Origin of the sequence: Flectobacillus roseus (genome assembly GCF_030056595.1) — a bacterium.
GTDB lineage: Bacteria > Bacteroidota > Bacteroidia > Cytophagales > Spirosomataceae > Flectobacillus > Flectobacillus roseus.
Genome location: NZ_JASHIF010000002.1, coordinates 928,682 through 955,226 on the forward strand (window position 1 = coordinate 928,682; position 26,545 = coordinate 955,226).

General features: G+C 36.2%; 25 protein-coding genes. 16 read left to right on the forward strand and 9 right to left on the reverse strand.

The genetic code is table 11. From position 1 onward, the window contains the following. Nucleotides 1-245 precede the first annotated feature (245 nt). Both QM524_RS03945 and QM524_RS03950 read left to right on the forward strand, forming a co-directional pair. Nucleotides 246-803, forward strand: coding sequence for a phosphatase PAP2 family protein (locus tag QM524_RS03945; RefSeq protein ID WP_283343594.1), 558 nt, complete (start codon nt 246-248; stop codon nt 801-803). Nucleotides 804-838: 35 nt separating this feature from the next. Continuing rightward, complete coding sequence (locus QM524_RS03950; protein ID WP_283343595.1) at nt 839-1,273, forward strand: DUF2147 domain-containing protein; 435 nt, start codon at nt 839-841, stop codon at nt 1,271-1,273. Nucleotides 1,274-1,449: 176 nt separating this feature from the next. Here QM524_RS03950 and QM524_RS03955 read toward each other — a convergent pair whose 3' ends face one another. Further along, on the reverse strand, nt 1,450-2,466 hold the full coding sequence (locus QM524_RS03955; RefSeq protein ID WP_283343596.1) for an aldehyde dehydrogenase family protein: 1,017 nt from the start codon (nt 2,464-2,466) through the stop codon (nt 1,450-1,452). Between the two features lie 220 nt (nt 2,467-2,686). Between QM524_RS03955 and QM524_RS03960 the strand changes: the two genes are divergently transcribed. The 3 genes from QM524_RS03960 to QM524_RS03970 all read left to right on the forward strand — a co-directional run bounded on the left by QM524_RS03960 (nt 2,687) and on the right by QM524_RS03970 (nt 5,950). Then, a complete protein-coding gene (locus QM524_RS03960) occupies nt 2,687-3,034 on the forward strand; it encodes a 4Fe-4S dicluster domain-containing protein (RefSeq protein ID WP_095165955.1) in 348 nt (115 codons plus the stop codon). Nucleotides 3,035-3,376: 342 nt separating this feature from the next. Continuing rightward, nucleotides 3,377-4,483 carry a porin gene (locus tag QM524_RS03965; protein WP_283343597.1) on the forward strand — a complete coding sequence of 369 codons (1,107 nt, stop codon included), beginning with the start codon at nt 3,377-3,379 and terminating at the stop codon, nt 4,481-4,483. Between the two features lie 129 nt (nt 4,484-4,612). Then, the gene (locus QM524_RS03970) at nt 4,613-5,950 is read left to right on the forward strand and encodes an ammonium transporter (protein WP_283343598.1); all 1,338 of its coding nucleotides are present in this window, start codon (nt 4,613-4,615) and stop codon (nt 5,948-5,950) included. Nucleotides 5,951-6,111: 161 nt separating this feature from the next. Here QM524_RS03970 and QM524_RS03975 read toward each other — a convergent pair whose 3' ends face one another. The 3 genes from QM524_RS03975 to QM524_RS03985 form a co-directional block, all read right to left on the reverse strand. Next, a complete protein-coding gene (locus tag QM524_RS03975; protein WP_283343599.1) occupies nt 6,112-6,519 on the reverse strand; it encodes a hypothetical protein in 408 nt (135 codons plus the stop codon). Continuing rightward, complete coding sequence (locus tag QM524_RS03980; RefSeq protein ID WP_283343600.1) at nt 6,498-6,911, reverse strand: HEPN domain-containing protein; 414 nt, start codon at nt 6,909-6,911, stop codon at nt 6,498-6,500. The genes QM524_RS03975 and QM524_RS03980 overlap by 22 nt, the downstream gene beginning before the upstream one ends. Before the next feature lie 216 nt (nt 6,912-7,127). Beyond that, nucleotides 7,128-7,871 carry a DUF2971 domain-containing protein gene (locus tag QM524_RS03985; protein WP_283343601.1) on the reverse strand — a complete coding sequence of 248 codons (744 nt, stop codon included), beginning with the start codon at nt 7,869-7,871 and terminating at the stop codon, nt 7,128-7,130. A 383-nt stretch (nt 7,872-8,254) separates the two neighbouring features. On the opposite strand from QM524_RS03985, the gene QM524_RS03990 reads away from it, so the two are divergent. Next, complete coding sequence (locus tag QM524_RS03990) at nt 8,255-8,848, forward strand: 3'-5' exonuclease (protein WP_166577782.1); 594 nt, start codon at nt 8,255-8,257, stop codon at nt 8,846-8,848. 235 nt (nt 8,849-9,083) lie between these two features. Continuing rightward, nucleotides 9,084-10,262, forward strand: coding sequence for a hypothetical protein (locus tag QM524_RS03995; RefSeq protein ID WP_283343602.1), 1,179 nt, complete (start codon nt 9,084-9,086; stop codon nt 10,260-10,262). 42 nt (nt 10,263-10,304) lie between these two features. On the opposite strand, the gene mtaB is transcribed toward QM524_RS03995, so the two are convergent. The 3 genes from mtaB to QM524_RS04010 form a co-directional block, all read right to left on the reverse strand. Next, on the reverse strand, nt 10,305-11,660 hold the full coding sequence (gene mtaB, locus QM524_RS04000; protein WP_283343603.1) for a tRNA (N(6)-L-threonylcarbamoyladenosine(37)-C(2))-methylthiotransferase MtaB: 1,356 nt from the start codon (nt 11,658-11,660) through the stop codon (nt 10,305-10,307). A gap of 34 nt (nt 11,661-11,694) precedes the next feature. After that, nucleotides 11,695-13,530, reverse strand: coding sequence for an LTA synthase family protein (locus QM524_RS04005; protein ID WP_283343604.1), 1,836 nt, complete (start codon nt 13,528-13,530; stop codon nt 11,695-11,697). Nucleotides 13,531-13,640: 110 nt separating this feature from the next. Next, complete coding sequence (locus tag QM524_RS04010) at nt 13,641-14,654, reverse strand: glutamine synthetase beta-grasp domain-containing protein (protein WP_166577780.1); 1,014 nt, start codon at nt 14,652-14,654, stop codon at nt 13,641-13,643. 573 nt (nt 14,655-15,227) lie between these two features. Here QM524_RS04010 and QM524_RS04015 point away from each other — a divergent pair. From QM524_RS04015 to QM524_RS04045, 7 genes are all read left to right on the forward strand, one after another. After that, nucleotides 15,228-17,432 (forward strand): glutamine synthetase III family protein, encoded by a 2,205-nt coding sequence (locus QM524_RS04015; protein ID WP_095165985.1) that lies wholly within the window; start codon nt 15,228-15,230, stop codon nt 17,430-17,432. Between the two features lie 82 nt (nt 17,433-17,514). Continuing rightward, nucleotides 17,515-18,078, forward strand: a complete 564-nt coding sequence (locus tag QM524_RS04020) for a hypothetical protein (protein ID WP_095165987.1) — start codon at nt 17,515-17,517, stop codon at nt 18,076-18,078. Nucleotides 18,079-18,189: 111 nt separating this feature from the next. Next, on the forward strand, nt 18,190-18,891 hold the full coding sequence (locus tag QM524_RS04025) for a 16S rRNA (uracil(1498)-N(3))-methyltransferase (protein WP_283343605.1): 702 nt from the start codon (nt 18,190-18,192) through the stop codon (nt 18,889-18,891). A 43-nt stretch (nt 18,892-18,934) separates the two neighbouring features. Further along, nucleotides 18,935-19,606, forward strand: coding sequence for a DUF4159 domain-containing protein (locus QM524_RS04030; RefSeq protein WP_283343641.1), 672 nt, complete (start codon nt 18,935-18,937; stop codon nt 19,604-19,606). A 181-nt stretch (nt 19,607-19,787) separates the two neighbouring features. Continuing rightward, nucleotides 19,788-20,549: an acyl-CoA desaturase gene (locus QM524_RS04035; RefSeq protein WP_095165994.1), complete on the forward strand. Its 762-nt coding sequence runs from the start codon at nt 19,788-19,790 to the stop codon at nt 20,547-20,549. Nucleotides 20,550-21,019: 470 nt separating this feature from the next. Continuing rightward, nucleotides 21,020-21,613 carry a hypothetical protein gene (locus QM524_RS04040; RefSeq protein WP_283343606.1) on the forward strand — a complete coding sequence of 198 codons (594 nt, stop codon included), beginning with the start codon at nt 21,020-21,022 and terminating at the stop codon, nt 21,611-21,613. Next, on the forward strand, nt 21,606-22,286 hold the full coding sequence (locus QM524_RS04045; protein ID WP_283343607.1) for an ATP-binding cassette domain-containing protein: 681 nt from the start codon (nt 21,606-21,608) through the stop codon (nt 22,284-22,286). Before QM524_RS04040 ends, QM524_RS04045 begins: the two co-directional genes overlap by 8 nt. A gap of 25 nt (nt 22,287-22,311) precedes the next feature. Here the strand turns inward: QM524_RS04045 and QM524_RS04050 are convergent, their stop codons facing one another. Together QM524_RS04050 and QM524_RS04055 are read right to left on the reverse strand one after the other, a co-directional pair. Beyond that, nucleotides 22,312-23,613 carry a dihydrolipoamide acetyltransferase family protein gene (locus QM524_RS04050; protein WP_283343608.1) on the reverse strand — a complete coding sequence of 434 codons (1,302 nt, stop codon included), beginning with the start codon at nt 23,611-23,613 and terminating at the stop codon, nt 22,312-22,314. A 101-nt stretch (nt 23,614-23,714) separates the two neighbouring features. Next, entirely contained in the window at nt 23,715-24,953 is a 1,239-nt protein-coding gene (locus tag QM524_RS04055) for a competence/damage-inducible protein A (RefSeq protein WP_283343609.1), read from the reverse strand. Between the two features lie 278 nt (nt 24,954-25,231). Here QM524_RS04055 and QM524_RS04060 point away from each other — a divergent pair, with 278 nt between their 5' ends. After that, nucleotides 25,232-25,960 (forward strand): DUF4197 domain-containing protein, encoded by a 729-nt coding sequence (locus tag QM524_RS04060; RefSeq protein WP_283343610.1) that lies wholly within the window; start codon nt 25,232-25,234, stop codon nt 25,958-25,960. A gap of 135 nt (nt 25,961-26,095) precedes the next feature. Beyond that, on the forward strand, nt 26,096-26,449 hold the full coding sequence (gldC, locus tag QM524_RS04065; protein WP_095166009.1) for a gliding motility protein GldC: 354 nt from the start codon (nt 26,096-26,098) through the stop codon (nt 26,447-26,449). Nucleotides 26,450-26,545: the final 96 nt, after the last annotated feature.

Consider the following 26,545-nt stretch of genomic DNA (forward strand, 5'->3'; position numbering starts at 1 on the left):
TGATATTCAAATTCACAATTAGTACTCTACAAAGGATAATAAAAACCATTTATTTCAGATATCTGATATTGGATTTCGGAAGTGTAGACTTCTATATTTTGTGAAAAATAAAGGTATTTTACTTTATTTCCGAAATCCCAAATCCCAAATCTGCAATAGTTTAGAGTCCACTCATACCCACACGATTTTGACACGGTTAATTTTCTCCTCATCCATCTGTTTCAGATTAAGAATAGCCTCACTTTATGTTGGAATCTCTCAAATCTTTAGATACACAAGCCTTTCTTTTCTTGAATGGTATTCATCATCCTGTCATGGACGGTTTTATGAGTTTGATGACCAATAAGTTTACATGGATACCCTTGTATTTATTTTTTCTTTATTTTATTATTAAACAAGAAGGTAAGTCAGGCTGGAAGATACTTGTTGCTATACTATTGTGTATTTTGATTTCAGACCAAGTTTGTTCTGGTTTGCTAAAACCTTGGGTCGCTAGATTACGACCTTGTCATGAGCCTAGTTTAACCAGTGTGATACATTTGGTAGGAGGTTGTGGAGGACAGTATGGGTTTTGTAGCTCTCATGCCGCCAATAGTTTTACGTTGGCTGTTTTTTTCTATTTGATCTACGGAAAAAGCCAAAATTGGGTCAAATTTTTATTTCCTTGGGCAATAATTGTAAGTTACAGCCGTATCTATGTTGGAGTTCATTACCCTGGCGATGTAATTTGTGGAGCTTTAATTGGCTCAATTGCAGCTTATGGCGTAGTTAAAGTGTTTCAGAACATTCAGAGCTCAAAATAGTTTACTCTTTAACAATACTCAATATTTGATAGTCTATGAAAATGCTCATTAACCTCTTTGGAATCGGCTTTATTTTGTTGTTTTCTCACTTTTACAAAACAGAAAGTACTTCTGTTGAAGGAATGTGGCTAACGGCGGATAAGCTTTCCAAAATTCAAATCTATGAAGAAAACGGAAAATATCATGGGAAGATCGCATGGCTTAAACAACCTTCGGTTAATGGCAAACCTGTTTTGGATACCAAAAATCAAGATGAGTCATTGCGCAACAAGCCCATGTTGGGTTTGGTTTTACTGAAAAACTTTATTGCAGAATCAAAGAATACTTGGAGAAACGGGACTATATACGACCCAAGAAGTGGGAAAACGTATGACTGTGTTTTAACACTCAAAAATAGTAATACCTTAGATGTGAGAGGATATATTGGCAAACCAATTTTTGGTAAGTCGGTTACTTTTACGAGAGAATAACCTCGGTGTTGAGTGAATTGAGATTGAGTGAATGAGTGATTTTTTTCATCATTGTCTTGGCATCCAAGAATAGGTTCATACAAAAAAAATGCGGTCGAAAACTAATTACGACCGCATTTTTATGTTAATAATCACTAAATCACTCAATCAAAACTCACTCAATGCAAACAAAATCCTTACATTTCCAACAAAAACTTCATAGTATCTACGCCATCGGCATAGTCATCCAGTTTAGGACATTGTGAATCTCCGAATGAAACTGAATTTGGAAACCAGCTATCTTTGGCTACGATACATTGAATTTTTTCTTCATGAACCGCTAATTTTGCTGTCAAATCTTGCTCATTTTGATATTCTTCATAAAAGATGACAGAAATAGGCGAAACCAGATTTTCGCTTGGCGTTGCTACCAAGAATCCATTATCAAAATGTTTTACGCCATTAATCAAGTAGATTGATTTATTGTAATCGTAATTATTTTTGTATTTATGATTCAAGAAAATGTCACCTAATGGCTCAATTGCATCATAGAAACTGATGAACTCATAACCTTTTGGAACATACAGTTTAGACACATTGCGACATCCCAGCCCAAAGTACGAGGTAATATCTTGTCCTAAGGCCAAAAACTCCTCCGAAGTTTCATCGCCCTTGATGATGCCTAACGAACTACGGTTTTTACGAATAATATGTGGTTTGTTACGGAAGTAATATTCAAAATATCGAGCAGTGTTGTCAGAACCAGTAGCAATCAATGCATCCACATTTTTCATTTGTTCTGCAAATTCGATAGGAAGTTCTGGAGCAAACTCCAATAATTTTGAAATAAGTCCTCTCATCAAGGCAGTATCTTGCGAACTAAGTTTTACAACACTGATATTTCCCGAAATAAGGACACAAAACAAATCATGAAAACCCACCGCAGGAATATTTCCAGCCATGATTAAACCCACTCTTTTAGGAGTTGGGTTTTCATTTGGTATTTGATAATTACCAATCCAGCGACGAATAGCAGTCTCGTCTAAGAAGTAATTAGCGATAGCCTCGATCGCTGAGCGAGTATTTTCAGGGGTAAACCAATTGTTTTGATGGTAAGCTAATTCTACCCAAAGTTCAATTTCTGATTGATTTTTTGCGTCTTTCAAAAAGCGTCCAAGCGCTACAAAAGCCTCAATTCTTGCTTCTAATGTCATAATCATTCGATAATTTTCACAAAGGTAATCAAAAAGAGGAAATAAAATTTTTACAATAGTCTTCAAACTATCTAGTCTATTCGCTGTTTAGTTATTAAATTTGTGGCTAGTTATCAGTTATCAAAACCATTATCATAAATTTTGAATTTAGCGCGATAATCTTTTCCGATTAACCGATAGCCATAAACCGATAACGTTTTAATCAATTATTTAAAAAGCTATGGCAATTATTATCACTGAGGAGTGTATCAACTGTGGAGCCTGCGAACCAGAATGTCCAAACACTGCAATCTATGAGGGCGGTGTAGAGTGGACTTGGTCAGGTGGGACAAAATTGGTCGATGTTGAATTGGAAGACGGTACTGTTATCAACGGTAAAGAACCAATGGCTCCGGTTTCTGACGAGTTTTACTATATAGTATCCGATAAATGTACTGAGTGTATGGGATTCCACGAAGAACCACAATGTGCAGCTGTTTGTCCAGTTGACTGTTGTGTTCCAGACCCAGAGTATGTGGAAGACGAAGAAACATTGTTGGCTAAAAAAGCATGGTTACATGCTGAGTAACATGGTATAGTACAATTGTACTGAAAGGCTCTAAGCCCCAATTTCGAAAGAAGTTGGGGCTTTTTTATTGGAAAAATCCAAAAAAATATCAAAATGTGCAAAGAATAATATTTGGCATATTGAGTGTTTTGCCAAATAAGTTTAAAAATGAACTTGATTGTTTATTTTTTATGTAAAAAGTCATAATATTGGTTTATAAAAAGATTGATTTTGGATTATTTTTTGAAAAATAGCAAAAAATAGGTTTAAAAATTATCTAAAAAATTTGGATTAATGATTTTTACCTATAATATTTGCACTGTAATCAAGCATTAATAATTAATCAATTAACCAAATAATATTATGAAAAAGACTTTAACGGCATTATTTTCTTTGTTTTTGGCGGTTCCAGCATTTTCTCAAGAAAAGGAGGAAGATAAAGGTAAGTTTACATTCTCTGGATACATTGATTCTTACTATTTGTCAAACTTCAATAACCCAAGAGATATGAAGAACACAGGTGCTTCTGGTACAGCTAGAGCATTTGATCAGAAAACAGGTTTCTCTTTAGGTTTGGCTCAAACTAAAATTGGATACTCAACTAGCAAATCTGATGTTGTTGTAGACTTGACATTCGGTCCGAACGCTGACTTAGGAAACTATGGTAACAACATTGGTCCATTAGGAAAAGACGGATCATCTTCATTGATTATCAAACAAGCTTATTTCAACTGGAAGGCTACAGATAAATTTACTTTAACAGCTGGTCAGTTCGGTACTCACATTGGTTATGAAGTAATCGATGCTCCAGCTAACTATCACTACTCGCTTTCGAACCTATTTAATAATGGACCTTTCTACCATGTAGGTGTTAAAGCAGCTTATGCATTCTCTGATAAATTTGCTTTGATGGGCGGTATCGTAAGTGGTGTTGACCAATTGTATAGCAACAACAACAAACCAGGTTTGATTGCACAAGTATTTGTACAACCAACAGCAGGATGGAATGTATATGTTAACGGTATCACAATCAACCGTAACTCAAAAGATCCAGTAACAGGCGTAACTCCAACAGGAACTTATAACTTGTTAGACTTGACTACCACTTACCAAGTGACTGATAAATTCTTATTTGGTTTGAACGCAGCAACTGGTGAGCAAGGTGGTAAAACTTGGGGTGGTGTAGCATTGTATCCTAAATATGACTTCTCAAGTACATTTAGCTTAGGTGCTCGTTATGAATCATTCTCTAACAAAGACGGTGTAACTGCTTTGATCGATGCAAATGGTAATGGTGTAAGTGTAAATTCATTCACAATTACTCCTACATTTACAGTAGCAGACGGACACTTGTTATTGAAGCCTGAATTCAGAGTTGATTCTTACGACAAAAACTTCTTCGTAGATGGTGACGGAAAAGACACTAAATCTCAGTCAACATTTACTTGGGCAATGATTTACAAATTCTAATTAAGATATTACAACTAAGTCAGGAATATCTATCCCTTTATTCCTGACTTAATTTAAAGATAATTGTCAGTTGGCAACGGTTGACATTCTCTGAAAACAAAATCCATAAACCCTAAAACTTTTAGTATCATGACACAACAAAAACCAACTTGGATCCCGATGTTGATCCTCCTGGTAATTGCTTTTTTTGCTGCTTTTGGTGTTCCAACTCCAGGTCCTGCTGTAACAGAAGGTCTTGACACTGGTGACATCGCATGGATGTTAGTATCTGCAGGTCTTGTATTATTAATGACACCTGGTTTGGCTTACTTCTATGGTGGTATGGTTAACCACAAAAACGTAATCTCAACAATGTTGCAATCATTCATTGCAATGGGCGTAATTACATTGATTTGGGTAATTTTTGGTTTCTCATTAGCATTTGGTAGCTCAATCAATGGTCTTATCGGTAATCCATTTGAGTATGCTTTCTTCAAAGGTGTATTTGATGGCAAGCCTTGGTCATTAGCTCCAACAATTCCTTTTGCTTTGTTTGCCTTCTTCCAAATGAAGTTTGCTGTAATCACTCCAGCTTTGATTTCAGGTGCTTTGGCAGAACGTATCAACTTCCGTGCATTCGTATTATTCATGGTATTGTTCTGTGTAGTAGTATATGCTCCATTAGCTCACTGGACATGGCACCCAGAAGGTTGGTTGTTCAAATATGGTGTTCTTGACTTCGCAGGTGGTACTGTAGTACACATGTCAGCAGGTTGGGCAGCATTAGCAGGTGCTATTTACTTGAAACGTCGTAAATCACACGTAGAAGCAAACATCCTTCCTCCAGCAAACATCCCTTACGTATTGTTAGGTACAGGTTTATTATGGTTCGGTTGGTTCGGTTTCAACGCTGGTTCAGCAGTAGGTGCAGGTGCTTTGGCTGTTTCAGCTTTCGCAACAACTCACGTAGCAGCGGCTTCAGCGGGTTTGTCATGGGTATTATTTGATGTAACTCGTGGTCGTAAAGTATCAGCATTAGGTTTCTCAATCGGTGCAGTAGTTGGTCTAGTAGCTATCACGCCAGCATCTGGTTTTGTATCAGTTCCAGCAGCTATCTTTATCGGTACAGTTTCAGCAATCGTTTCTAACATCGCAGCACACTGGAGAGCTAACTCTAAATTGGATGATACTCTAGACGTATTCCCTTGTCATGGAACAGGTGGTATGATGGGTATGTTGTTGACTGGTTTGTTTGCTTCAAAAGCAATCAACGGAGCAGTAGCTGAAGAAGGTTTGTTCATTGGTGGTGACGCTTCTTTGTTCATCAAACACATCGTAGCTTTGGTTGTAGTTTCAGCTTTCGCTTTCTTAGCATCTTACGCATTGTTGTTCATTACAGACAAAATTATTCCTTTGCGTGTAACAGAAGAAGAAGAAAGAGTAGGTTTGGATATCTCACAACACGACGAATCTTTAGTAGAAGTTTAGGATTAATAACTATACAAGCATGACCACAAGTAATGGTTCTTGTGGTTTTGTTTCAGAAAAAATGCCCTCAGACTATGTCAGAGGGCATTTTGTTTTTTGGGGAATGATTATTAAAAAAGCCTACTGATATGGCAGGCTTTTAAGGAATTTGTTATCAAGATTTACGCAACCTGTTTGTTCGACAAAACTCTATACAACATTGCATCTTCTATAATAACACCATTAATGCTATTTTTTCGAAATCTAATGTTCGATATGTCTTTTCCAGTTTTTATGGCAGTTTTGAATAGACTAAAAATTGGACTGCTCACGGGTAAAATAGAAATATCTTCAAAAGCAATCAAGTTTTCTTTAATAGAATTTTTTTGAAGAACATCCAAAATTAACTTGTAAGCAAACCTAGGACCTTTTGTATCAAAAGTAGGAGAGACGAATATCAGTTTCCATTCTTGAGTTTCTTCAAAGAGAAACCAAAAAGCACCAATTATATCAGGAATTATTTTATCAAGTTCTACGAGAATTTTTTCGCCTACTTTAATATTTTCTTCTACCAATATTGCTTTAGCCATTTTAATACACCATTTTGTCTATGTGAAACTTCTCTATATAAATCCTCCGCTTGTACTCTACTACTAAACTCATATCTCTTAATTTCAGACCAGTCTTTAACAATATTCCAATTAGTCTTCAAATTCATGTTTGCAGCAATATCTTGATCGAATTGTGCTTTCAAATTACTATACCTTAGTAATTGGGTTAAATCATGCGTGTAGACATTTATGGCAAATGTTTTATCTGGAAAGGTGTTTTTGGGAATACTTTTAGCAATTACAGCCTTAAGAGCACATTCAATACAGTAACCGCAAAGATAATATCCTCCATCATAAAACCCTCCATCAATTAGATACTTAGACTCTTTAAGTCTCTTTTTTGAAAGATTTTGAAGTTCTTCTCTTGTCATTTGTGAATAATCTAGGTGGAAATTTTAAAAAGAAAACTCAGGCTCTTTTGACGGGATTTATTCTTAAAGTAACCAGGTATTGAAAATGACTTTAGGGTCAATATTTTTATTATAAGAAAAATATCTCTTACGAGGATTATGCTCGTAAGGAATCATATCACGCCAAGCGATACGCTCAGTGTGCAGTTATGGATTTGTTGGTATAGATATATCTATTTAGGTATTTAGTAATTCAGTATCTAAGGAATAACTGATAGAGTTCAATTTGCATTCATAAAATTTGATATTCTTATACCCTGAACTTTTTATTAAATCTATAATTTCAGTTTTCTTATCAGGGATTACGTTAACACCAAAGATAACTTCTTTGAGAGCATTTTTATTAAAGGTGTGCTTTCCTAATTCGAAAGATATATATCGATATTCATTTTCATACGACCAGACATTAGCCTTCGTTAAAAAAATATACTTGAAAGACTCAGAATTAAGGTTGTTATTGGAATTGAATTTTATGTTAACTTCAGGATAATGTTCGCTGTAGTTTACTTCTTCTGGAATCAACTGTACTTTACTCCCTGTATGAGATGATTTGCTCATTAATTTTAGCTCATCAGTTTCGAATCCTAGACTAATTCCTTTATGTTTTTCTGAATAATGTGACCACATAAGGATATTGTCTTTTTTTGATGTAAAGCAAGATACCCCCATGCAACTAGTGTAATTATCCATAAATTCTATTTTCCCATTTTCAATTGCTTTACTTAGTTCTTTAAAATCTAAGCTTTTTAAAGTTGGCTTTAGCTCAACGAAGTGTTGTATCTCAGAATCTGTAATAGGAGCTAATCTAACCTTACAATCATATGGGTCATTAAAGACTTCGCGGCTAGAAAACCATATATAGTTTTCTTCTAAAGAATTAGTTGTATTATCATTTACACTTAAATGCTTGTACAGAATCATAACTTTTATTATTGTTTGTTTTAATACTTTCTAAATTCACTCACTAATCAAAAGTAGAAATTAATATTCAATCATAAAAAGTGTAATTGCTTTGTGAGGGTAGTTAAATTTCCTCCCACTAAAGTAAAAAATAACATAGTCTTCACCAATCTCAAGAAGTTCTCGTTTGGGAAAACTTATTATCAGGGTTTAGCCTTCTTAAAACTAATCGGACAATCATACCTATTACTAGAATCACCTATCTATTTTCTACCATTTTCGCTCCTTTTTTCCGATATTTGCATTTATAGAGAACAGAAACTTATTTTATATTCAGTGAATTTGGTTTACAGATTTTGCCTTTATGGAAGCATTTGAGCCGATGTGATGAAGATGTTATTAGTATGAATTTTACAGCAATAGATTTTGAAACTGCCAATAATAGTAGAAGTAGTGCGTGTGCTTTGGGGGCAGTCAAAGTCGAAAATGGCGTGATTACTGAGAGAAAAGAATGGTTGATTCGTCCTGAACCTTTTGAGGTAGGGTACTATCAATTTCGTGTGCATGGATTATCAGCAGAATTGTTGGAGGAACAACCAACTTTTGATCAAGTATGGCCAGAAATTAAGCCTTATCTCGAAAATACTACCTTAGTGGCTCATAATGGAAAGTTTGATTTTGGGGTGCTGAGTACCGTTTTGGAACTATATGGTATTCCTCCGATTCGATATGCTTCGTTGTGTTCTTTGGAGTTGTCAAAAAAAATATGGAAGGAGGAGCCGGGCTATGGCTTGAATACACTAGCTACGAACAAACTCAATCACCGTTTTAACCACCATAATGCGATGGAGGATGCGGAGGTGAGTGCTTTGTTGTTGTTGAGAATGGCTGAGGAAATAGGTACAAATGATGTGTATGAGATTATGGCTTCCTATGCGCCATCACGCCCTAGATTTTTCAAGAAAAGAAAATTCCCTAAAGACGGAAACCCTTCATAATCTACTGAATATAAAGGATAAAATGAGTAATTGAACAATTTGGAGAAAATTCGCCGATTGTTAGTATTATTCTAAGAATATTAATTATCTTTGCAGACCACAAGTTTGGTTTCTTGTGGTTTTGTTTTGTTATAAGAAAAGGCTGCTCAACTCTGAACAGCCTTTTTTGTTTTGTGTTTGTCTAAGATTTTCTTACTTTTAAATAAAATTAATAGTTTTATTTTTATTTAAATTTATGATAAAAGACCTTTTAATTTATTCACTTCTTGGGACTGTCCTGGTGGTATTTTTATACTCTGTTTGGATATCTTTTTCGAAAAAAACAAACTCCCAAACTGAGGCAGAAGAGACTAAGAAAAAATTTCATATTAGAATTCTAAAGGAGGTCTTTGACTCTGCTGGTTATTATACTGCATTATCTCAAGTTTTACCAAGAGGTAAAGATGATGAGAAATATGGGTTTGATTACATTCCTTTTATGCTAGAGATTCTAGTTAAGAAAGCTGAAAGAAGTCGAAAATCTGCTAATTTTTTTCTACGTGCTACTATTAGTTTAACCTTATTTTTTATAATTGTCTCACTTGTTTTTGGATATGTATTAATGATAGATTCCTCTATTGGGATATATAGAGAAATAGAAGATCTAAATCAAATTGCAAATTCGATTGTAATGACAGATAGTATTGCAAAGGTTAGTGATGTGGAGGAGAGATTTAGAATACTGAATCGTTATGATATTTTCGAGGAAATGAAGAGCTTTTCTGAAAATAGAGAAAAACAAAAAGATAATATCTTGAATTTCTTGAATGATAATAATTCGAATAGAGTGAAGTTTACTTTTCATGAGATTGATATAATTGAAGAGAAGTTTTTGGAGACCAATAACCTAAATGATGTTAAATCAAGTCTGCATAGAATTTTAGACAGGGACAAAGATGATTTGGAGACTAGGAAATTTCTTGCAAAAATAGATAAAGGAATTCAGCTTTATTATAAAAATATCACCCTTGATAATGAAACGATTAACTCAAGCAAAAAGGCAATACTTAACATTGTTGAGAAAATCAACAATAAATTTGAAGCCGAAAAGTCTCAACTAAGCGAGTTGATTAAACGTTCAATAATCGGAGTTTTACTAATAAGTTTTTTCGTTGCAATCCTTCGGTATTTTAGAAACTTGTATCAATTTCATTTAAATGAAATGCTAAAAGATGAAAGTAAAGAAATCGAAATTAGAAAGTTTTATATAGCTATGAAATGTGCTGAATCAAACCCTGAAGAAAGAAAACTTGTTTTGTCAAATTTTATTAACGAAACAAAGCTGAGTGTTGAAACTTCTCAGCCTTCATCAACTCAACAGCCTGAAATGGACATGTTAAAAGATATTTTGAATTCTTTACTTAAAAAGATTTAAAGAATAAAAAAGGCTGCTCAACTCTGAACAGCCTTTTTTGTTTTAATGACTTTCGAATAATACTTCGGCTTCTTGAACCTCCACTAGCATTTTTTCATTAATGCTTACCAAGGCAACTTGCTTAGTTTCATTGATTAAGAGCGGGTCGTACTTGGCTGTCACTCGAACATAATTCTCGGTAAAGCCTTGCATTTGTCCGTCTTCCACATCTTCTTCAAATAACACTTCAAAGTTTTTTCCTAATTGTTGTTCATAGAAATATCGACGTTTTTTGTCTGATAATATATGTAACATTTTCGAGCGTTCTGCGCGTTTGCTTTGTGGCACTACGGGTTTTATCGTCAATGCAGTGGTATTTTCACGTTCTGAATAAGTGAATACGTGCAAATAACTGATAGGAAGTTCATTTAGGAAATTATAAGTTTCCAAAAACTCTTCTTCTGTTTCACCTGGATGACCTACAATGACATCAACGCCAATACAACAATCGGGCATGAGTTCTTTGATTTTTTGAACTCTATCTACATACAATTCTCTTTTGTAACGACGACGCATTAAGCCCAAAACTTTGTTAGAACCCGATTGTAATGGGATATGGAAGTGCGGTACAAAGCGTTTTGACTGCGCTACGAATGCGATAATTTCATCTGTCAACAAGTTTGGTTCGATAGACGAGATTCTAAAGCGATTGATTCCCTCTACCTCGTCAAGTGCTTTGACCAAATCGAAGAAAGTTTCTTCTCTTGTGCCGTTACGTAAACCAAAATCCCCAATATTCACACCTGTCAATACGATTTCTTTTACGCCACTTGCTGCAATTTCTTGTGCTGCCTTTACCACATTGGCAATACTGTCTGAACGACTGGCTCCACGTGCCAAAGGAATGGTACAATATGCACAAGGGTAATCACAACCATCCTGTACTTTCAAGAAGGTACGTGTACGGTCATTCAAAGAATAAGAGGTATGATAATCAATGGCCTCTTCGATATTTTGATTGTAAACTTTGGCTTTTTGTCCACTTGGCTCTTTTACAAAACCATCCAACAAGTCAATCAATTGAAACTTTTCTGCCGCACCCAAAACGGCATCAACTCCCTCAATATCAGCAATTTCTTGTGGCTTCAATTGAGCGTAACAACCAATAATTGTCACGTAGCCATCAGGGTTGATTTTGTTGGCTTCCTTGACAATTTTCTTACATTTCTTATCGGCATTTTCGGTTACCGAACATGTATTGATGATAAATATATCGGGTTTCTGATTGAACTCTACTTTTTCATACCCTTTCGATTCAAACATTCGGGAAATCGTTGATGTCTCCGAATAGTTCAATTTACAGCCCAAGGTATAAAAGGCTACTTTCTTTTTATCCGTGTGATTCTCAGTATTTTGCATAAATCTTTTTGAAATCTATTTGGCAAAGTTACAGCTATAAATTCAAAAATGCTTGAAATGATAACTGAAGATATGCTTTTCCTTGTTTTACAAGGTTTGAATCGACTTTTCCTGTGGTTTCGATAAGGTTTTTACCTTGATTGTCAAAGGCAAAATATCCTTTTGGAGCGACCCACCCGAAACCATCATTGAATACATAATATGCCGACGGTTGATAATTTTGTTGAAATATATTTTTTGACCATTGATAGGCTGGATTGCGCATGCGAAGCTGTGCTAGGAGCGTAGCCACCAAATCATTTTGAGAACAAATGGCATCGATTACTTTTCCTTTTACCTTCAATGCTCCACCAGTCCAAACCATTGGAATATGAAAATTGTCAATTTTTTTATCGTCCTTGGGTAGTGGGTGTCCATGATCTGCGACAATGATGACGATGGTATTTTTCCACCAATCTTGTTTTTTCGCTTCAGCGATAAATTTTCCTAGACTTCTATCCGTATAATGATGAGCATTGATAAACTTATCTTTCATATCATCACCTTTAAAAACCGTTTCCATAGGTACTTCAAAGGGTTCATGACTACTCAGGGTAAAATAATTAACAAAGAAAGGCTCTTTTTGCCCATTCAAATCGTTTAACAGTCGATTGAAAACCACATGGTCGTGAGCACCCCATTTGGAGTTCATATCCTTTGGGTCAAAGTTTTCTTTGGTAATTAATTGGTCGAATTCACCCGCCAACATGTACGATTTTATATTGGCAAATTCGGGCTCTCCACCATAATACCATGCTGTACGGTATCCCTGTTTTTTGAAATCTTGACTCAGAATAGGCAAATGAGCCGTCTTCTTTGGCATAGTCATTACACTAGCCGTTGGTTGAGCAGGAAATGCGCTCAAAATGGCAATCAATCCTTTATCTGAACGGTCACCACTGGCAAAACAGTTCCTGAAAAGGATACCTTCGTCAGCAATTTTACCTAATTCGGGCAAAACACCTTTTATTCCACCTGTTTTATCAAACACTTTTGCGGTAAGACTCTCCCAAGTGATGATTAAAACATTGGGTTTCGTTATCGTTGTATCTGTAACATATTCAGTCGTTGGTGAGCTATTCTGTAAGGTTCTTGATACTTCTGATTCGGCCTCTCTGGTAGGTAGATATTGATAAGGATTACCCTTGTCAGCTGTTTTATTAAACCAAGAATCTGCAAAATTCCAAAGTGGATTAATGGCAGCATGGTTTGCAAATAGTTTGTTTGAGAAATATACTGCGCTCTGATTGATAGGGGCCAATTGTAAACCTCCACGAATAGGAATAATGAGCACAGCCGCAAAAAAAAGCACAATTGGAAAGTTGAGCCAAGGAAGTTTTTCAAATCTTACCTTTTGAAAAAGGAAATGAAAGGCAAGAATTGAAATGATACTTATGACTACCCAGATAAATATTAATAGTCCAATGGGTGAAGCTCCTGCGGAAGCCATCATTTCGTCAGGACTGCTCAAATACATTAATGGCGTTGCATCTATCCTGAATCCCCAGGCTCGATAGAGTTCCAAATCTATGGTTACTATCAGCGTGCAAATGATTATACAGAGATAGGTGAAGTATTTTACAAAGCTAAAAATTGACTTTTGAATTTTTGGGTTTATTGAAAATGCCAATAAAGTAAATGGTAAAATACTTAGGTAAGCAGCAAATGAAGCATCCAAACGAAGCCCAACCCAAAAGATTTTGACTTGAGTCCAAGTATCGAGTCCATGGAATTTATTGAAATGATAAAGAACGAAAACCTCTTTGCTGATGATAAAGTAGATAATCCAATACAGGTAATATCTCACTAAAAAATACAATCTTTCTAACACGGCCTATATATTTTTCAGCAAAGGTACGTTCATTTTATAAATATTTTGGAAGTGGGCACAAATAAAAAAGCCCACCTTTAGGGTGGGCTTCAGATATATCATTATGCTGATTAAACGTTAGCAGTTTTAACAGTTTTGATGATACGAGCTGCAACTTTGTATGGATCAGCAGCAGAGTTTGGACGACGGTCTTCCAACCAGCCTTTCCAACCTTTTTCAACTGCAGCGATTGGGATACGGATAGAAGCACCACGGTCAGATACACCAAAAGAGAATTGGTCGATCGACTGAGTTTCGTGCTTACCTGTCAAACGCAAGTGGTTGTCAGCACCATATACAGCGATGTGTTCTGCAACGTAAGGACGGAATGATTCGCAAATAACTTCGTAAGTTTCTTTGCTTCCGCAAGTACGTAATACAGTATTAGAGAAGTTAGCGTGCATACCTGAACCGTTCCAGTCTGTTGCGCCTAGTGGCTTACAGTGCCAGTTGATAGCTACGTTGTATTTCTCACCTAATCTTTCCAACAAATAACGAGCAACCCAGATTTGGTCACCAGCCTCTTTTGCACCTTTAGCAAAGATTTGGAATTCCCATTGTCCAGCAGCAACCTCAGCGTTGATACCTTCAACATTCAAACCAGCGTCCAAACAGATGTCTAAGTGCTCTTCAACGATATCACGACCGTAAGCATTTTTAGCACCTACTGAACAATAGTATGGTCCTTGTGGAGCAGGATAACCGTTAGCTGGGAAGCCAAGAGGTTTGTCAGTTTCTAAGTTCCACAAGAAATATTCTTGCTCAAAACCAAACCAGAAATCGTTATCATCATCTTCGATAGTAGCACGACCGTTAGATTCGTGTGGAGTACCGTCAGCGTTCAAAACTTCGCACATTACCAAGTACGCATCTCTACGAGCTGGGTCATTGCAAATAAATACTGGTTTCAATAAACAGTCAGAAGAACCACCTGGAGCTTGCTCTGTTGATGAACCGTCGAATGACCACATATCGCAGTCTTCTAATTTTCCGCTAAAATTGTTTTCAATTTTAGTTTTGCTACGTAGACTCTGAGTTGGTTTGTATCCATCTAACCAGATATACTCAAGTTTTGCTTTTGCCATGATAATTTAACTGATTTTTATTGATTGGTTAATTATTTCGTAATTCTTGGTACAAATATAAACTAGTTTATGAGAAAAATACAAAAAAAATTTAAAAAAAGATTTAAAATTTAACTTGTTTGTTTGCATTCGTCAGTTTTAAGTAAAAAATACTATCTGTATAAATGCTAATATTCCTCGTAATGCGAATTATATTTTGTGATATTCAAAAGTACAAGATATAATTTTGCGATAAAAGAAAAATGCAAAATATTTTCTATATTTATTAGAAAAATACAATTTTTTCTTAAAAGATTTTATTTTGAAATCATTTGATAGTTTGTACTTAAGCCTTAATTACTGATTTTTTCGTTTTTTTTCGAAATAGTAGATGTTTTTTAAACTTGTTTTAAGGTAAAAATGCAATTAGTGTATATATACTGTACGTAGAATAGACTAGATTTGGGAGAAATACTAAAATCAGATTAGGGTATTTATACGGGTTTCTGAAAAAATCCTGATTGTTTTTATGAATCTATTGTCTATTTTTGGATTGCAAACAATTTTGTCAACCAAAATTCATATTTTCAAATTATGGCAATAGCAAGATTTAAAGCTCTTGAATTGGCTCAGTCACGCCAGACTGTCCCTGTTAAAGTGCCTACTGAAAAAGTAACTGACTTTTATGGCAGTAATACTTTTAATGACGAAGTGATGCGCTCGCTCCTTAGTCCAGAAGCATATCTCAAAATTACCAATGCTATCCAAGATGGGAAGAAGATAGACCGTGAGGCGGCCGATGAGGTAGCAGCAGCGATGAAATCTTGGGCACTTTCAAAAGGTGCCACACACTATACTCACTGGTTCCAACCATTGACGGGTACTACCGCTGAGAAACATGACGCATTTTTTGATGTGACTCATACAGGTAAAGCAATTGAAAAATTTAAAGGTAGTGCTTTGGTTCAACAAGAGCCAGATGCATCTTCATTCCCGAATGGAGGTATCCGTTCTACTTTCGAAGCTCGTGGCTATACTGCTTGGGATCCATCTTCTCCTGCTTTCATTATGGAAAACACAGCTGGAACTGCCACGCTTTGTATTCCTTCTGTATTTGTTTCTTATACTGGTGAAGCACTTGACTACAAAACTCCTTTGTTGAAATCAATTGAGTTAATCGACAAGGCCGCCACCAAAGTAATGAATGAATACTTCAGCCGTGATGTATCAAAAGTAACAGTTACTTTAGGTGCTGAACAGGAGTATTTCTTGGTAGATGAAGCATTGTATAATGCTCGTCCAGACTTGATGATGGCAGGTCGTACAGTATTTGGTCACTCACCTGCAAAAGGTCAGCAATTAGAAGATCACTATTTTGGTTCGATTCCTTCAAGAATCAACGCCTTTATGGTAGACTTTGAATTGGAGGCTTTGAAGTTGGGTATGCCAGTACGTACTCGTCACAATGAAGTTGCGCCAGCTCAATTTGAAGTAGCTCCAACATTCGAAGAAGTTAACTTGGCTTGTGACCACAATGCTTTGTTGATGGACTTGATGAATAAAGTGGCTGCTAAACACAAGTTGAGAGTGTTATTCCACGAAAAACCATTTGCGGGGATCAACGGTTCTGGTAAACACAATAACTGGTCTTTAGGAACAGATACAGGTGTTAACTTGTTGGGTCCTTCAACTAAACCAAAAGAAAACCTTCGTTTCTTGACGTTCTTTGTGAATACCATCAAAGCGGTACACGACCATGCAGACTTGTTGAGAGCCTCAATTGCTACTTCTGGTAACGAACACCGTTTGGGTGCAAACGAAGCTCCTCCAGCAATTATCTCTATTTTCATTGGTACCGAAATGAGTCGTGTATTGAATGATTTAGAAAATCTTTCTGACTTGAACGATATTAAGTTAGAAAAAGGAGATAACGTGTACCTACGTTTGGGTATCAACAAAATTCCTGCATTGTTGTTGGATAATACTGACCGCAACCGTACTTCTCCATTTGCCTTTACTGGTAACAAATTCGAATTCCGTGCGGTTGGTTCTTCTGCGAACTCTGCATCGCCAATGACAATTTTGAATACCATTATGGCTAACCAATTAATCAAATTTAGAGAAGAAGTTGATGTGATTCTCGAAAAAGGTATTAAGAAGGAATTGGCTATCGTAGAGGTATTGAAAAAGTATGTGAAGGAAACTAAGCGTATTTTGTTCGAAGGTAATGGTTATTCTGACGAATGGGTAGAAGAAGCAGCAAGTCGTGGCTTGTCTAATTTGAAAACTACTCCAGAAGCATTGGCAAAATATATTGAGCCTTCTGCTATCGAGTTGTTTACCAAATACAGCATCTTCAGTGAGACAGAAATGCACGCACGTTTTGAAATCGAATTGGAAAACTACATGAAGAAAGTTCAAATCGAGTCACGTGTAATGGGCGATTTGGCTATCAACCACGTAGTGTCTACTTCGTTGAAATACCAAACTCAATTGGTAGACAATGTTCGTGGACAAAAAGAAATTGGTATCGATCCGCAGTATTATGCTCCTACGGTAGAGATGATTAAGAAGATTTCGCAGTACACGTCAAAAATTACTACGTTGGTAGATGAAATGACTGAAGCTCGTAAAGAAGCAAACAACTTAGAAGATGCTTTTGAACGTGCTAAAATGTACAGTGACAAAATCAAAAATTATTTTGAAGACATCCGTTATTGCGTTGACAAACTTGAATTAATTGTTGATGATGATGAATGGCCTTTACCAAAATACCGTGAGTTATTGTTAATTCGATAATTTTAATGCCCTCTATTCACAAATAGAGGGCATTTTTCTTATATTTGACAAAACATTAAGAAAATCTATTAAAGTTAAAATTATGGCACAACCAAAAAATTTAGGGTTTGACCCAGCCGAAATCGCTCAATTAAAGCAAGAATGCCAAGAAGCTGGTCAAAAATTTGTGTACTTCGAAGATGAGCTAAATGACGAACCAGACAATGTTGAAGAGTTTGTACATGTTCAATTTGTAGGTGAATACAAAGGCCAAGAAGTAATTTATGATGCTGTGCTTTACACGTTGCGCTTGCATTATAGTAGCGTCGTATTTGAAGCTGCTGAGAAAAAGGCAGTAAAGGCATTTCCTAAATACGTGCCTATGGATCAACGCTCGGCTAAATACAAACCTAATGAGGCGCTTGATGAGGAAGTGGATATCTTCATTGCTGAAGTAATCGACGAGATGGAAGAGAATGAGGAAATCAAGTTGTCAGAACATATCGAAATCGATGAGGATTTTGAATATGGTATCGGTATCGACGTATGTTTGAATGTAGATGAAATCTCAGAAGAAGTTGTAACTAAGTTTGTAGACGATTTCTTGACTGGAAGCATCAGACTTGATCCAACGCTTTATTCTTTCAAAACTGATCACGACGAATAAAATTTGCAGGGTCAAAAGGCAAGGTCGCAAAGCTAAAAAACAAGTTTTTGCGACCTTATTTGTTTGGAGTCAATAGAATACGCAAGATCTAAAGTTTAACACAGAAGTTTAATGAATTTATTTTACCAACCCGAAATTCAAAAATTACAACAACTCAGTGAAGAGGAGTCTCGTCATGCGATAAAAGTGTTGCGTCTCAAGGAACGAGATGAAATTCATGTAATAGATGGAGTAGGGGGATTATATCGTTGTGAAATAAGCAAGGCACATGATAAAAAATGTGAATTTCGCATACTGGATACAAAGCAGGCGTTTGGAAAGCAAGCGTATCGTTTTCATTTGGTGATTGCACCAACCAAAAATTTAGATAGGATTGAATGGATGGTCGAGAAATGTGTCGAAATAGGCATAGATGAAATATCTTTTATTCAAACCCGTTATTCTGAAAGGAAGGAAATCAAAATACCAAGAATTGAAAAAGTGGCTATTGGCGCCATGAAGCAGTCCTTAAAAGCGTATTTACCCAAAATTAATGAAATACAGACATGGAAAAGCTTTTTGGCGAATGTTCCAGAAGCTAACTTTCATGTTATCGCGCATTTGGAAGAGGGAGAGAGAACATTGTTGAAAGATATTCCTATGCAAAAACAAAGCATTTGCGTGCTGATTGGTCCAGAAGGGGACTTTTCTCCAGAAGAAATCGAACAGGCTTTAAGTAATGGATTTAAACCTGTAAGTCTTGGTGAAAGTCGTTTGAGAACTGAAACAGCAGGCTTAGTGGCTTGTCACACAGCGAATTTATTGAATCAATAATATATACAATCCGTACATTTAACTACGATATTTAGACAATATGATGCGATTTAGACACCTTGCTTGCATTGTACTCGGAATTGTACTTTTCCTAGGATTTAAACCTGCGTATGCTCAAGCATCTTTTAAGATTGCTAAAATGAAATACGGTGGTGGTGGCGATTGGTATTGTAACAAAACATCGCTTGGAAATCTTATTAAGTATTGCAATAGTAATTTGAGAATGAATATTTTTCCTGAGGAAGATATTGTGGAGCCAGGCAGTCCAGAATTATTTACCTATCCCTTTGTCCACATGACTGGACATGGAAACGTGGTATTCTCAGAATCAGAAGCAAGAAACCTTAGAAAGTATCTGTTGAGTGGAGGTTTTTTACATATTGATGACAATTATGGACTCGATAAATTCGTTCGTAGAGAGATGAAAAAGGTATTTCCAGAGCTAAGTTTTGTGGAACTGCCCTACAATCACCCGATTTATTCCCAAAAGTTTAAATTCACGAATGGTTTGCCAAAAGTTCATGAACACGATGGTAAAGCTCCTCAAGGATTTGGGCTGGTTTACGAAGGAAGATTAGTATGTTTTTATAGTTATGAATGTGATTTAGGCAATGGCTGGGAAGATCAATCTGTGTACAATGACCCCGAGCCAGTACGACAAAAAGCATTACAGATGGGTGCAAATCTTTTATCGTTTGCCTTGACCTCTTTTTAGGAAAACATAACCTGTAAATGGAGGAGGTTAATAGGATAAAATTTGTACTTTTCCTGAAAACCATACGATTAAACCCGACTAAATTTGAAAGAAAAATGACATTTGTCAGAATAATTAATGATTAAAACAATTTAGAACAACAAAGAGTATATTTGTTGTAACATTTAAACAACTTTTACACATGCAATTGGTATTACCCGCATTCATCATTCACTGGTATTTGTCATTGTTTAGCCAAACATTTTTCTTGCACCGTTACTCGGCGCACAAAATGTTTTTGATGAACAAGTTCTGGGAGCGTTTCTTTTATTTTTTGACTTACGTTTCTCAAGGTTCTTCTTATTTGAGCCCTCGTGCTTATGCGATTTTGCACCGAATGCACCATGCGTTCAGCGATACCGAGAAGGATCCACACTCACCTCATTTTTCGAGTAACGTGTTCACAATGATGTGGAAAACAAAAGACATTTACAATGCACTTTTGAATAGCAAGACTAAGATTGAAGAACGTTTTGATCACAACTATCCTTACTCAAATTTTATTGAGAAATTAGGCGATAGCTGGATGTCACGCGTTGGTTGGGGAGTTGCTTATTCGGTGTTTTATATCGTTGCATTCGTGTACTTCGATATGCACTGGGCATTCTTCTTTTTATTACCAATCCACTTTTTGATGGGACCTATCCACGGTGCTATCGTAAACTGGTCTGGTCATAAGTATGGATACCAAAATTTTGATAACCACGATAAATCAAGAAATTCATTGATTTTTGATTTCTTGATGATGGGTGAATTGTTCCAAAATAACCACCACAAATTGCCTAACAACATGAACTTTGGTGCAAAATGGTACGAAATCGACCCAACTTATCCAGTGATTAAAGTTTTGACATGGTTGAGAATCATTCGTCCGAATGTGAAACCAGCAGATGCGCAATTCTAATTTTGAAAAAGAATAAATTTTTAGGCTATCCAATCAAATGGGTAGCCTTTTTTTGTAATTATACCTCAATTTTGCGACTCATAAGGAGTAATAAATTAGATTCATTTAAAAATGGTGTTGCGGTGATACAAAAGATCTGCTTTCTCAGATATAGACAATTAATTTCAATTCTTCAAAAAACAGGTTGGATATATACTTTTCTAGCCGTTTGTCTTTTGTCAGGCTTGTTCATGCAACTGATTGGTATTTCTAAAATAAGTCCCTATTGGATTCTATTTCTTCCTTTTTCATATTTTCCTTTTCACCAAAACCGAAAAGATAAACGATTATTGCAACAAATTTTCTTGGAAAAAACATGGCTTGTATTTCTTTTCGAATACGAAATGTTCTCAATTCCTTTTGTTGTGTGGAATGTACTCTGGAGTCAAAATTGGCTATATGGGAGTTTAACCATTGGGATAATTGCACTTATGGCAAGATTACAGCTTAATTTAGCAATCAATTGGCAAGGCTTTCAATTAAATCACTCATGGATTCCTCCAGCTCAGTTTGAATGGCGTGCTCACTTTCGACGAAACGGATGGGGGATATATAGCCTCTATCTGTTGACAATCGCAATTGGGGTATGGCATTGGGCAGGATTTATTGGACTAGGGGTGGTAACTATTAGTTTGGCAGGTTGTTACAATCATTGCGAGAGCTTTTTGGTGTTAAAACTAGAGCATAGCAGCGCTCGACGATTTTTAAAGGAAAAAATACTTACTCAGTCTCTTCTTTTTGGCAAGTTTGTCGCACCAATTGTATTATGGTATATATTCCGTTTTCCTGAACACTGGTTGGCGTATTTGATTTTACTGTTCTTTTATTTTCTCAATTTTATCGTATTGATTTTAAATAAATACAAATCCTATATCCCGAATGAATCTGTCACATCTGGAAAAGTGTATGTTGGAATGATTTTGTTGGGAATGTTGCTGCCCTATTTTTTCCCTATTTCCATCATACTTTTTGCTGTTTTCTATCCAAAAGCTATTAAAAACCTTCAAACCTACTTTTATGTTTAACGTCAATCATCTTAGTTTTTCATATGGAGAAAAGCCTGTTTTAGAAAATGTTTCCTTTGAAATAAAGGGCGGAGAAATACTTGGTATCCTAGGGTTAAATGGTGCAGGGAAGTCTACTTTATTGAATCTAATAGCAGGTTTTTTGCCTTCAGAGCATGGGACAATTCATTTTCAAAATGAAGTATTGGGTCAGCAATCAATTGCGATGCTCGAAACGCATAATTATTTCTATCCGCACTTAACTGCACAAGAATATCTTCACATTTTTGTGAAGGATGGACAAATGGTAGACTTTCAATCTTGGGCAGAAATGCTGGATATACCTTTGACTCAAGAAATAGAAGGATTTTCTACTGGGATGAAAAAAAAGCTGGCATTACTGAGCATATTGTTACTTGATAGACCCATAATGATTTTGGATGAACCTTTTAATGGACTCGATTTAGAATCCAGTTTTTTGCTAAAAGAAATTATTGTTAAATTAAAAGAAAAAGGGAAAATCATTATTCTAACCTCGCATATCCTAGAAACCCTTACAGGAATTTGTGATAAAATATTGTGGTTAAAAAGAGGAAGGGTGGAGCATATTTTTGAGCGTGTAGCCTTTGACAATATAGAAAAAATCCTCAAAGAAGACTGGACAAAGCTTGATACTTTGCATCACCTTCTTTGAGGATTAGATACCTTTTAGATGATTGTTAGATAAGATTGCGTTTTAGATCGAATCCTTCTAGATAATCAGAAACTCGTTTCACAAATTGTCCTCCAAGTGAGCCGTCTACCACACGGTGATCGTAAGAGTGAGAGATAAACATCTTCTGACGAATACCAATTAAATCACCTTGAGGTGTTTCTATGACAGATGGTTTTTTCTGAATAGCCCCAAAAGCAATAATCGCTACTTGTGGTTGCATGATGATTGGAGTTCCCATGATATTACCAAAAGTGCCAATATTTGAGATAGTATATGTGCCACCTTCAAGGTCAGCAGGTCTGAGCTTGTTTTCACGAGCACGTTGGGTAATATCGTTGACTTTTTTAGTTAAACCAATCAAATTGTAAGAATCCGCATTATGAATAACAGGTACAATTAGGTTGCCATTTGGTAGAGCCACCGCCATACCAATATTGATATTTTTACGGTAAATAATTTTATCACCGTCCACCGAAGCATTGATTTTTGGAAAATCTTTGATGGCTTTCACCACCGCTTCAATTAATAGAGGGGTATAGGTAATATTTTCACCATATTCCTTTTTAAAGCTATTTTTGATACCTTCTCTCCACAAAGATACCGTGGTCATATCTGTTTCAACGAAAGAAGTTACGTGCGGAGCAATACGTTTTGAGTCAACCATACGGTCGGCAATCATTCTACGCATACGATCCATTTGCACGATTTCGTCCTGACCAGAGAACGTAATTGGAGCGGTTTTAACTGCCTCAACCACAGGAGTTGGAGCGGCTTTTGGTGCCGTATTTACAGGATTTTTACGATTTTGGAGGTATGCCAAAATATCATGTTTGGTAACACGACCTTCTGAACCTGTTCCTGCAATTTGAGATAATTCTTGTGCTGAGATACCTTCCTCATTGGCAATACTCATGACCAATGGAGAATAAAAACGGTTAGTTGTATCTGAAGGAACCGTCTCTGTAATTGCCTGATTAGTAGGGTCTAAATTAATTCCTGTAAGCGATTGAATCTCTTCAATTTCCTTTTCGATAGTTTCTGAAACTGGCTCAGAGCTGGCTTCGCCATCAGTTTCAATAATACAGATCGGCTTTCCAATTACGGCTATATCACCTTCCTGTACCAAGTACTGTTTTACAATCCCGCTATGCGATGAAGGGACTTCGGTATCAATTTTATCTGTTGCCACCTCCAATAAGTATTCATCAGCCTCAATGCGCTCGCCAACTTTCTTCAGCCACGATAGCACGGTTGCCTCCATAATACTCTCACCCATTTTGGGCATAATAATTTCAATTTGAGCCATAATTGTAAGTTTTTTGTTTTGTTTTTGGCTGTAAAGTCTAAATTTCGGTTCACTGAGTGTACTCAAACCTCATTTTCGGCCGAAAATCCGAAACTGTTCAGTTATTTCAAAACTTTTCTCAATAAATTAAGTATGTTGATAGAAGTTAAATGAATATTTTGTTCTCTAAAGCCTCCTAATTGTAGCTTTTGAGTAAATGTATTGTCTTTTGTAGCCACAGCAATCCAAATGGTACCAACGGGTTTGTCTGGTAATCCTCCATCTGGTCCTGCGATACCACTAGTCGCTAATCCAAAATCTGTTCCTAGTCTTTGGCGCACATTTTCTGCCATTTGAATAATAGTTTCTTCCGAAACGGCTCCAAATTGGTCTAATGTTTCTGGTTTTACACCAAGTTGATTAATTTTGACCGAATTATCATAGGAAATAATACTGCCCCAATAATAACTTGACGAGCCAGCCACTTTGGTGAATTGATGGGCCAGATATCCTCCAGTACAGCTTTCGGCTGTCGAAACGGTGAAGCCTTTCTCTTTTAAAAGTCGTCCTACGGCAACTTCCAATTCGATATCTTCGAGAGCATAAATAAACTCCTCAACGATAGGAATAAGTTTTTGAACTTCGGAAGCAACTTGTTTCTTTATATCTTCCTCATTTTCGCCAAAACCTGTCAAGCGCAATTTGACGCTTCCCATCGATGGCAAATAAGCAAGTTTTATGTTTTCTGGTAAAGCATCCTCCCAGTCAGCAATTATCTCTGCTAAAATAGATTCACCTATCCCAACTGTTCTAATAATTTGATGAAAGATGGTTGGAGTTTTAAAGTGTCCTTGAAGTCTTGGTAATATTGCATCCGACATCAATCCCTTCATTTCGTAAGGAACTCCTGGCATCGAAATATAGATAATCCCATTATGTTCAAACCACATTCCAGGTGCAGTACCTAGTTTGTTTTGAATATAGGTGGCATTTAGTGGTAATTCGGCTTGTCCTAAGTTGAGTCCTGTAACTTCTCTGCCTCTTTTTTGGAAAAAAGCCTTAAGGTCAATTAGAGCTAGTTCGTGGACTGCTAATTCAGTACCGAAAAACTTACAAAACGTTTTTTTGGTAATATCATCTTTTGTTGGTCCCAAACCTCCCGTAACTAATACTACATCCGCGCGACTCGAAGCCTCAGAGAAAATAGTAAGAATTGCCTCTTCCGTGTCACCAACCGAAGATTTTCGAACGGTTTTGATACCAATTTTATCCAATTCTGCACTAATCCATTGTGTATTAGTGTCTGTAATCTGACCATACAGGATTTCATCCCCAATTGTAATAATCTCTGCTTTAATCATTGCTTAAAAGGTTCAAGATGCTTTTGGAACTGATTTATTCATTTTTGTAGAGAACAAACCACTCTGATTCGGATAAGCCCTGCTAAGAATTCATTATTTTTGTTCAAAATTACACATTTTCGCCGCTTTTGTCGTTTATTTCAAAGGTACAAAACAAAAGATTTTACAAGTATCATGGTTAAAATCTAAGATTTTGTTACTTCTATTCACTCTTAAAGTCTGAAAATGAAAGTAATCGAGACCTATTTGGTTCTCTTAGTTTAAACAACATCTTATTTATGAAAAGAATTCTTATCGCCATTTGCCTAATGGGTACAGTAACTAGTTGTCAATCTCAAAACCTAGGAAATATTTTAAAACAAGCGAATGATGTATTGGCAAATGCAAGTAAAGGTGGACTTACTTCAGATGAAATAGGCAAAGGCTTAAAAGAAGCATTGACGGTTGGTATTAAAAACTCTTCAGCTCAAGCGGGTGCGCTTGATGGATTTTTGGGTAATCAAACCATTAAATTATTGTTTCCACCAGAGGCGCAAAAAGTGGAGGCGAAGCTTCGTCAAATTGGCTTAGGAAGTGAATGTGATAAGTTTATTACAACTTTGAATAGAGGTGCAGAAAAAGCGGCTGGTCAAGCGGTGCCAATATTTGTGGATGCTATTAGTAAAATGACAATTCAAGATGCTTTGAGTATTTTGAAAGGAGACAAAGATGCTGCAACGCAATATCTAAAAAGAACATCGTCGGATGCACTGGCTAAAGCATTTGCTCCGATTATGGAGGAGTCGATCAACTCGACAGGAGCAACCAAATTGTACGGTGATATCGCGAATACCTATAACAAGATTCCATTTACCGCTCAAAAGCTAAATCCAGATTTGAAAGGATACGCTACACAAAAAGCAATTGATGGTTTATTTGTATTGGTGGCTCAGGAGGAACAAAAGATTCGTGAGAATCCTGCTGCCCGTGTGACAGACCTTCTCAAAAAAGTATTTGGTTCGAACTAGTTTTTTGTGCTAAATTCGTTGTAAGCTTTTGTTTGCACAAAACAAACTTTTCGGCGGAAAACGCTGTTTCATCTGAAAGCTTTAATTTTCCAATATACAGACTTGCCTAAAATGTGAGCAAGTGAAGAATTTATCATGAAAAAATCAGAAATCAATTTTCAAGTAACATTAGACGACCAAAGTATTCCAGAACAAATTCAGTGGACTGCTACCGAAAACCCTAACGAAGGAATTGAGGAAACAAAATCTATCTTTATTGGTGTTTGGGATCACTACCACAAAGGAACACTTGCTTTGCCTTTATGGACTAAAGATATGGATGTACTTGAAATGAAACGTTTCTATATCGAGATGATGGGAAGTATCGCAGAAGCCGCTATCCGTGCTACGGGCGATGAAGCCATGGCTATCAAAATCGACGCACTATGTAAAGATTTGAGTCAAACTTTGAAGGAGGAAATGAAAGCAGCTCAACAGCAACAAGCTTAATTCTCCAAGATTAGAAAGCTGATTATGTTGGAAACCTCCAGCATAATCAGCTTTTTTATGGTAAATACAGTCGTTGTTTTCAACTATATCCCTAAT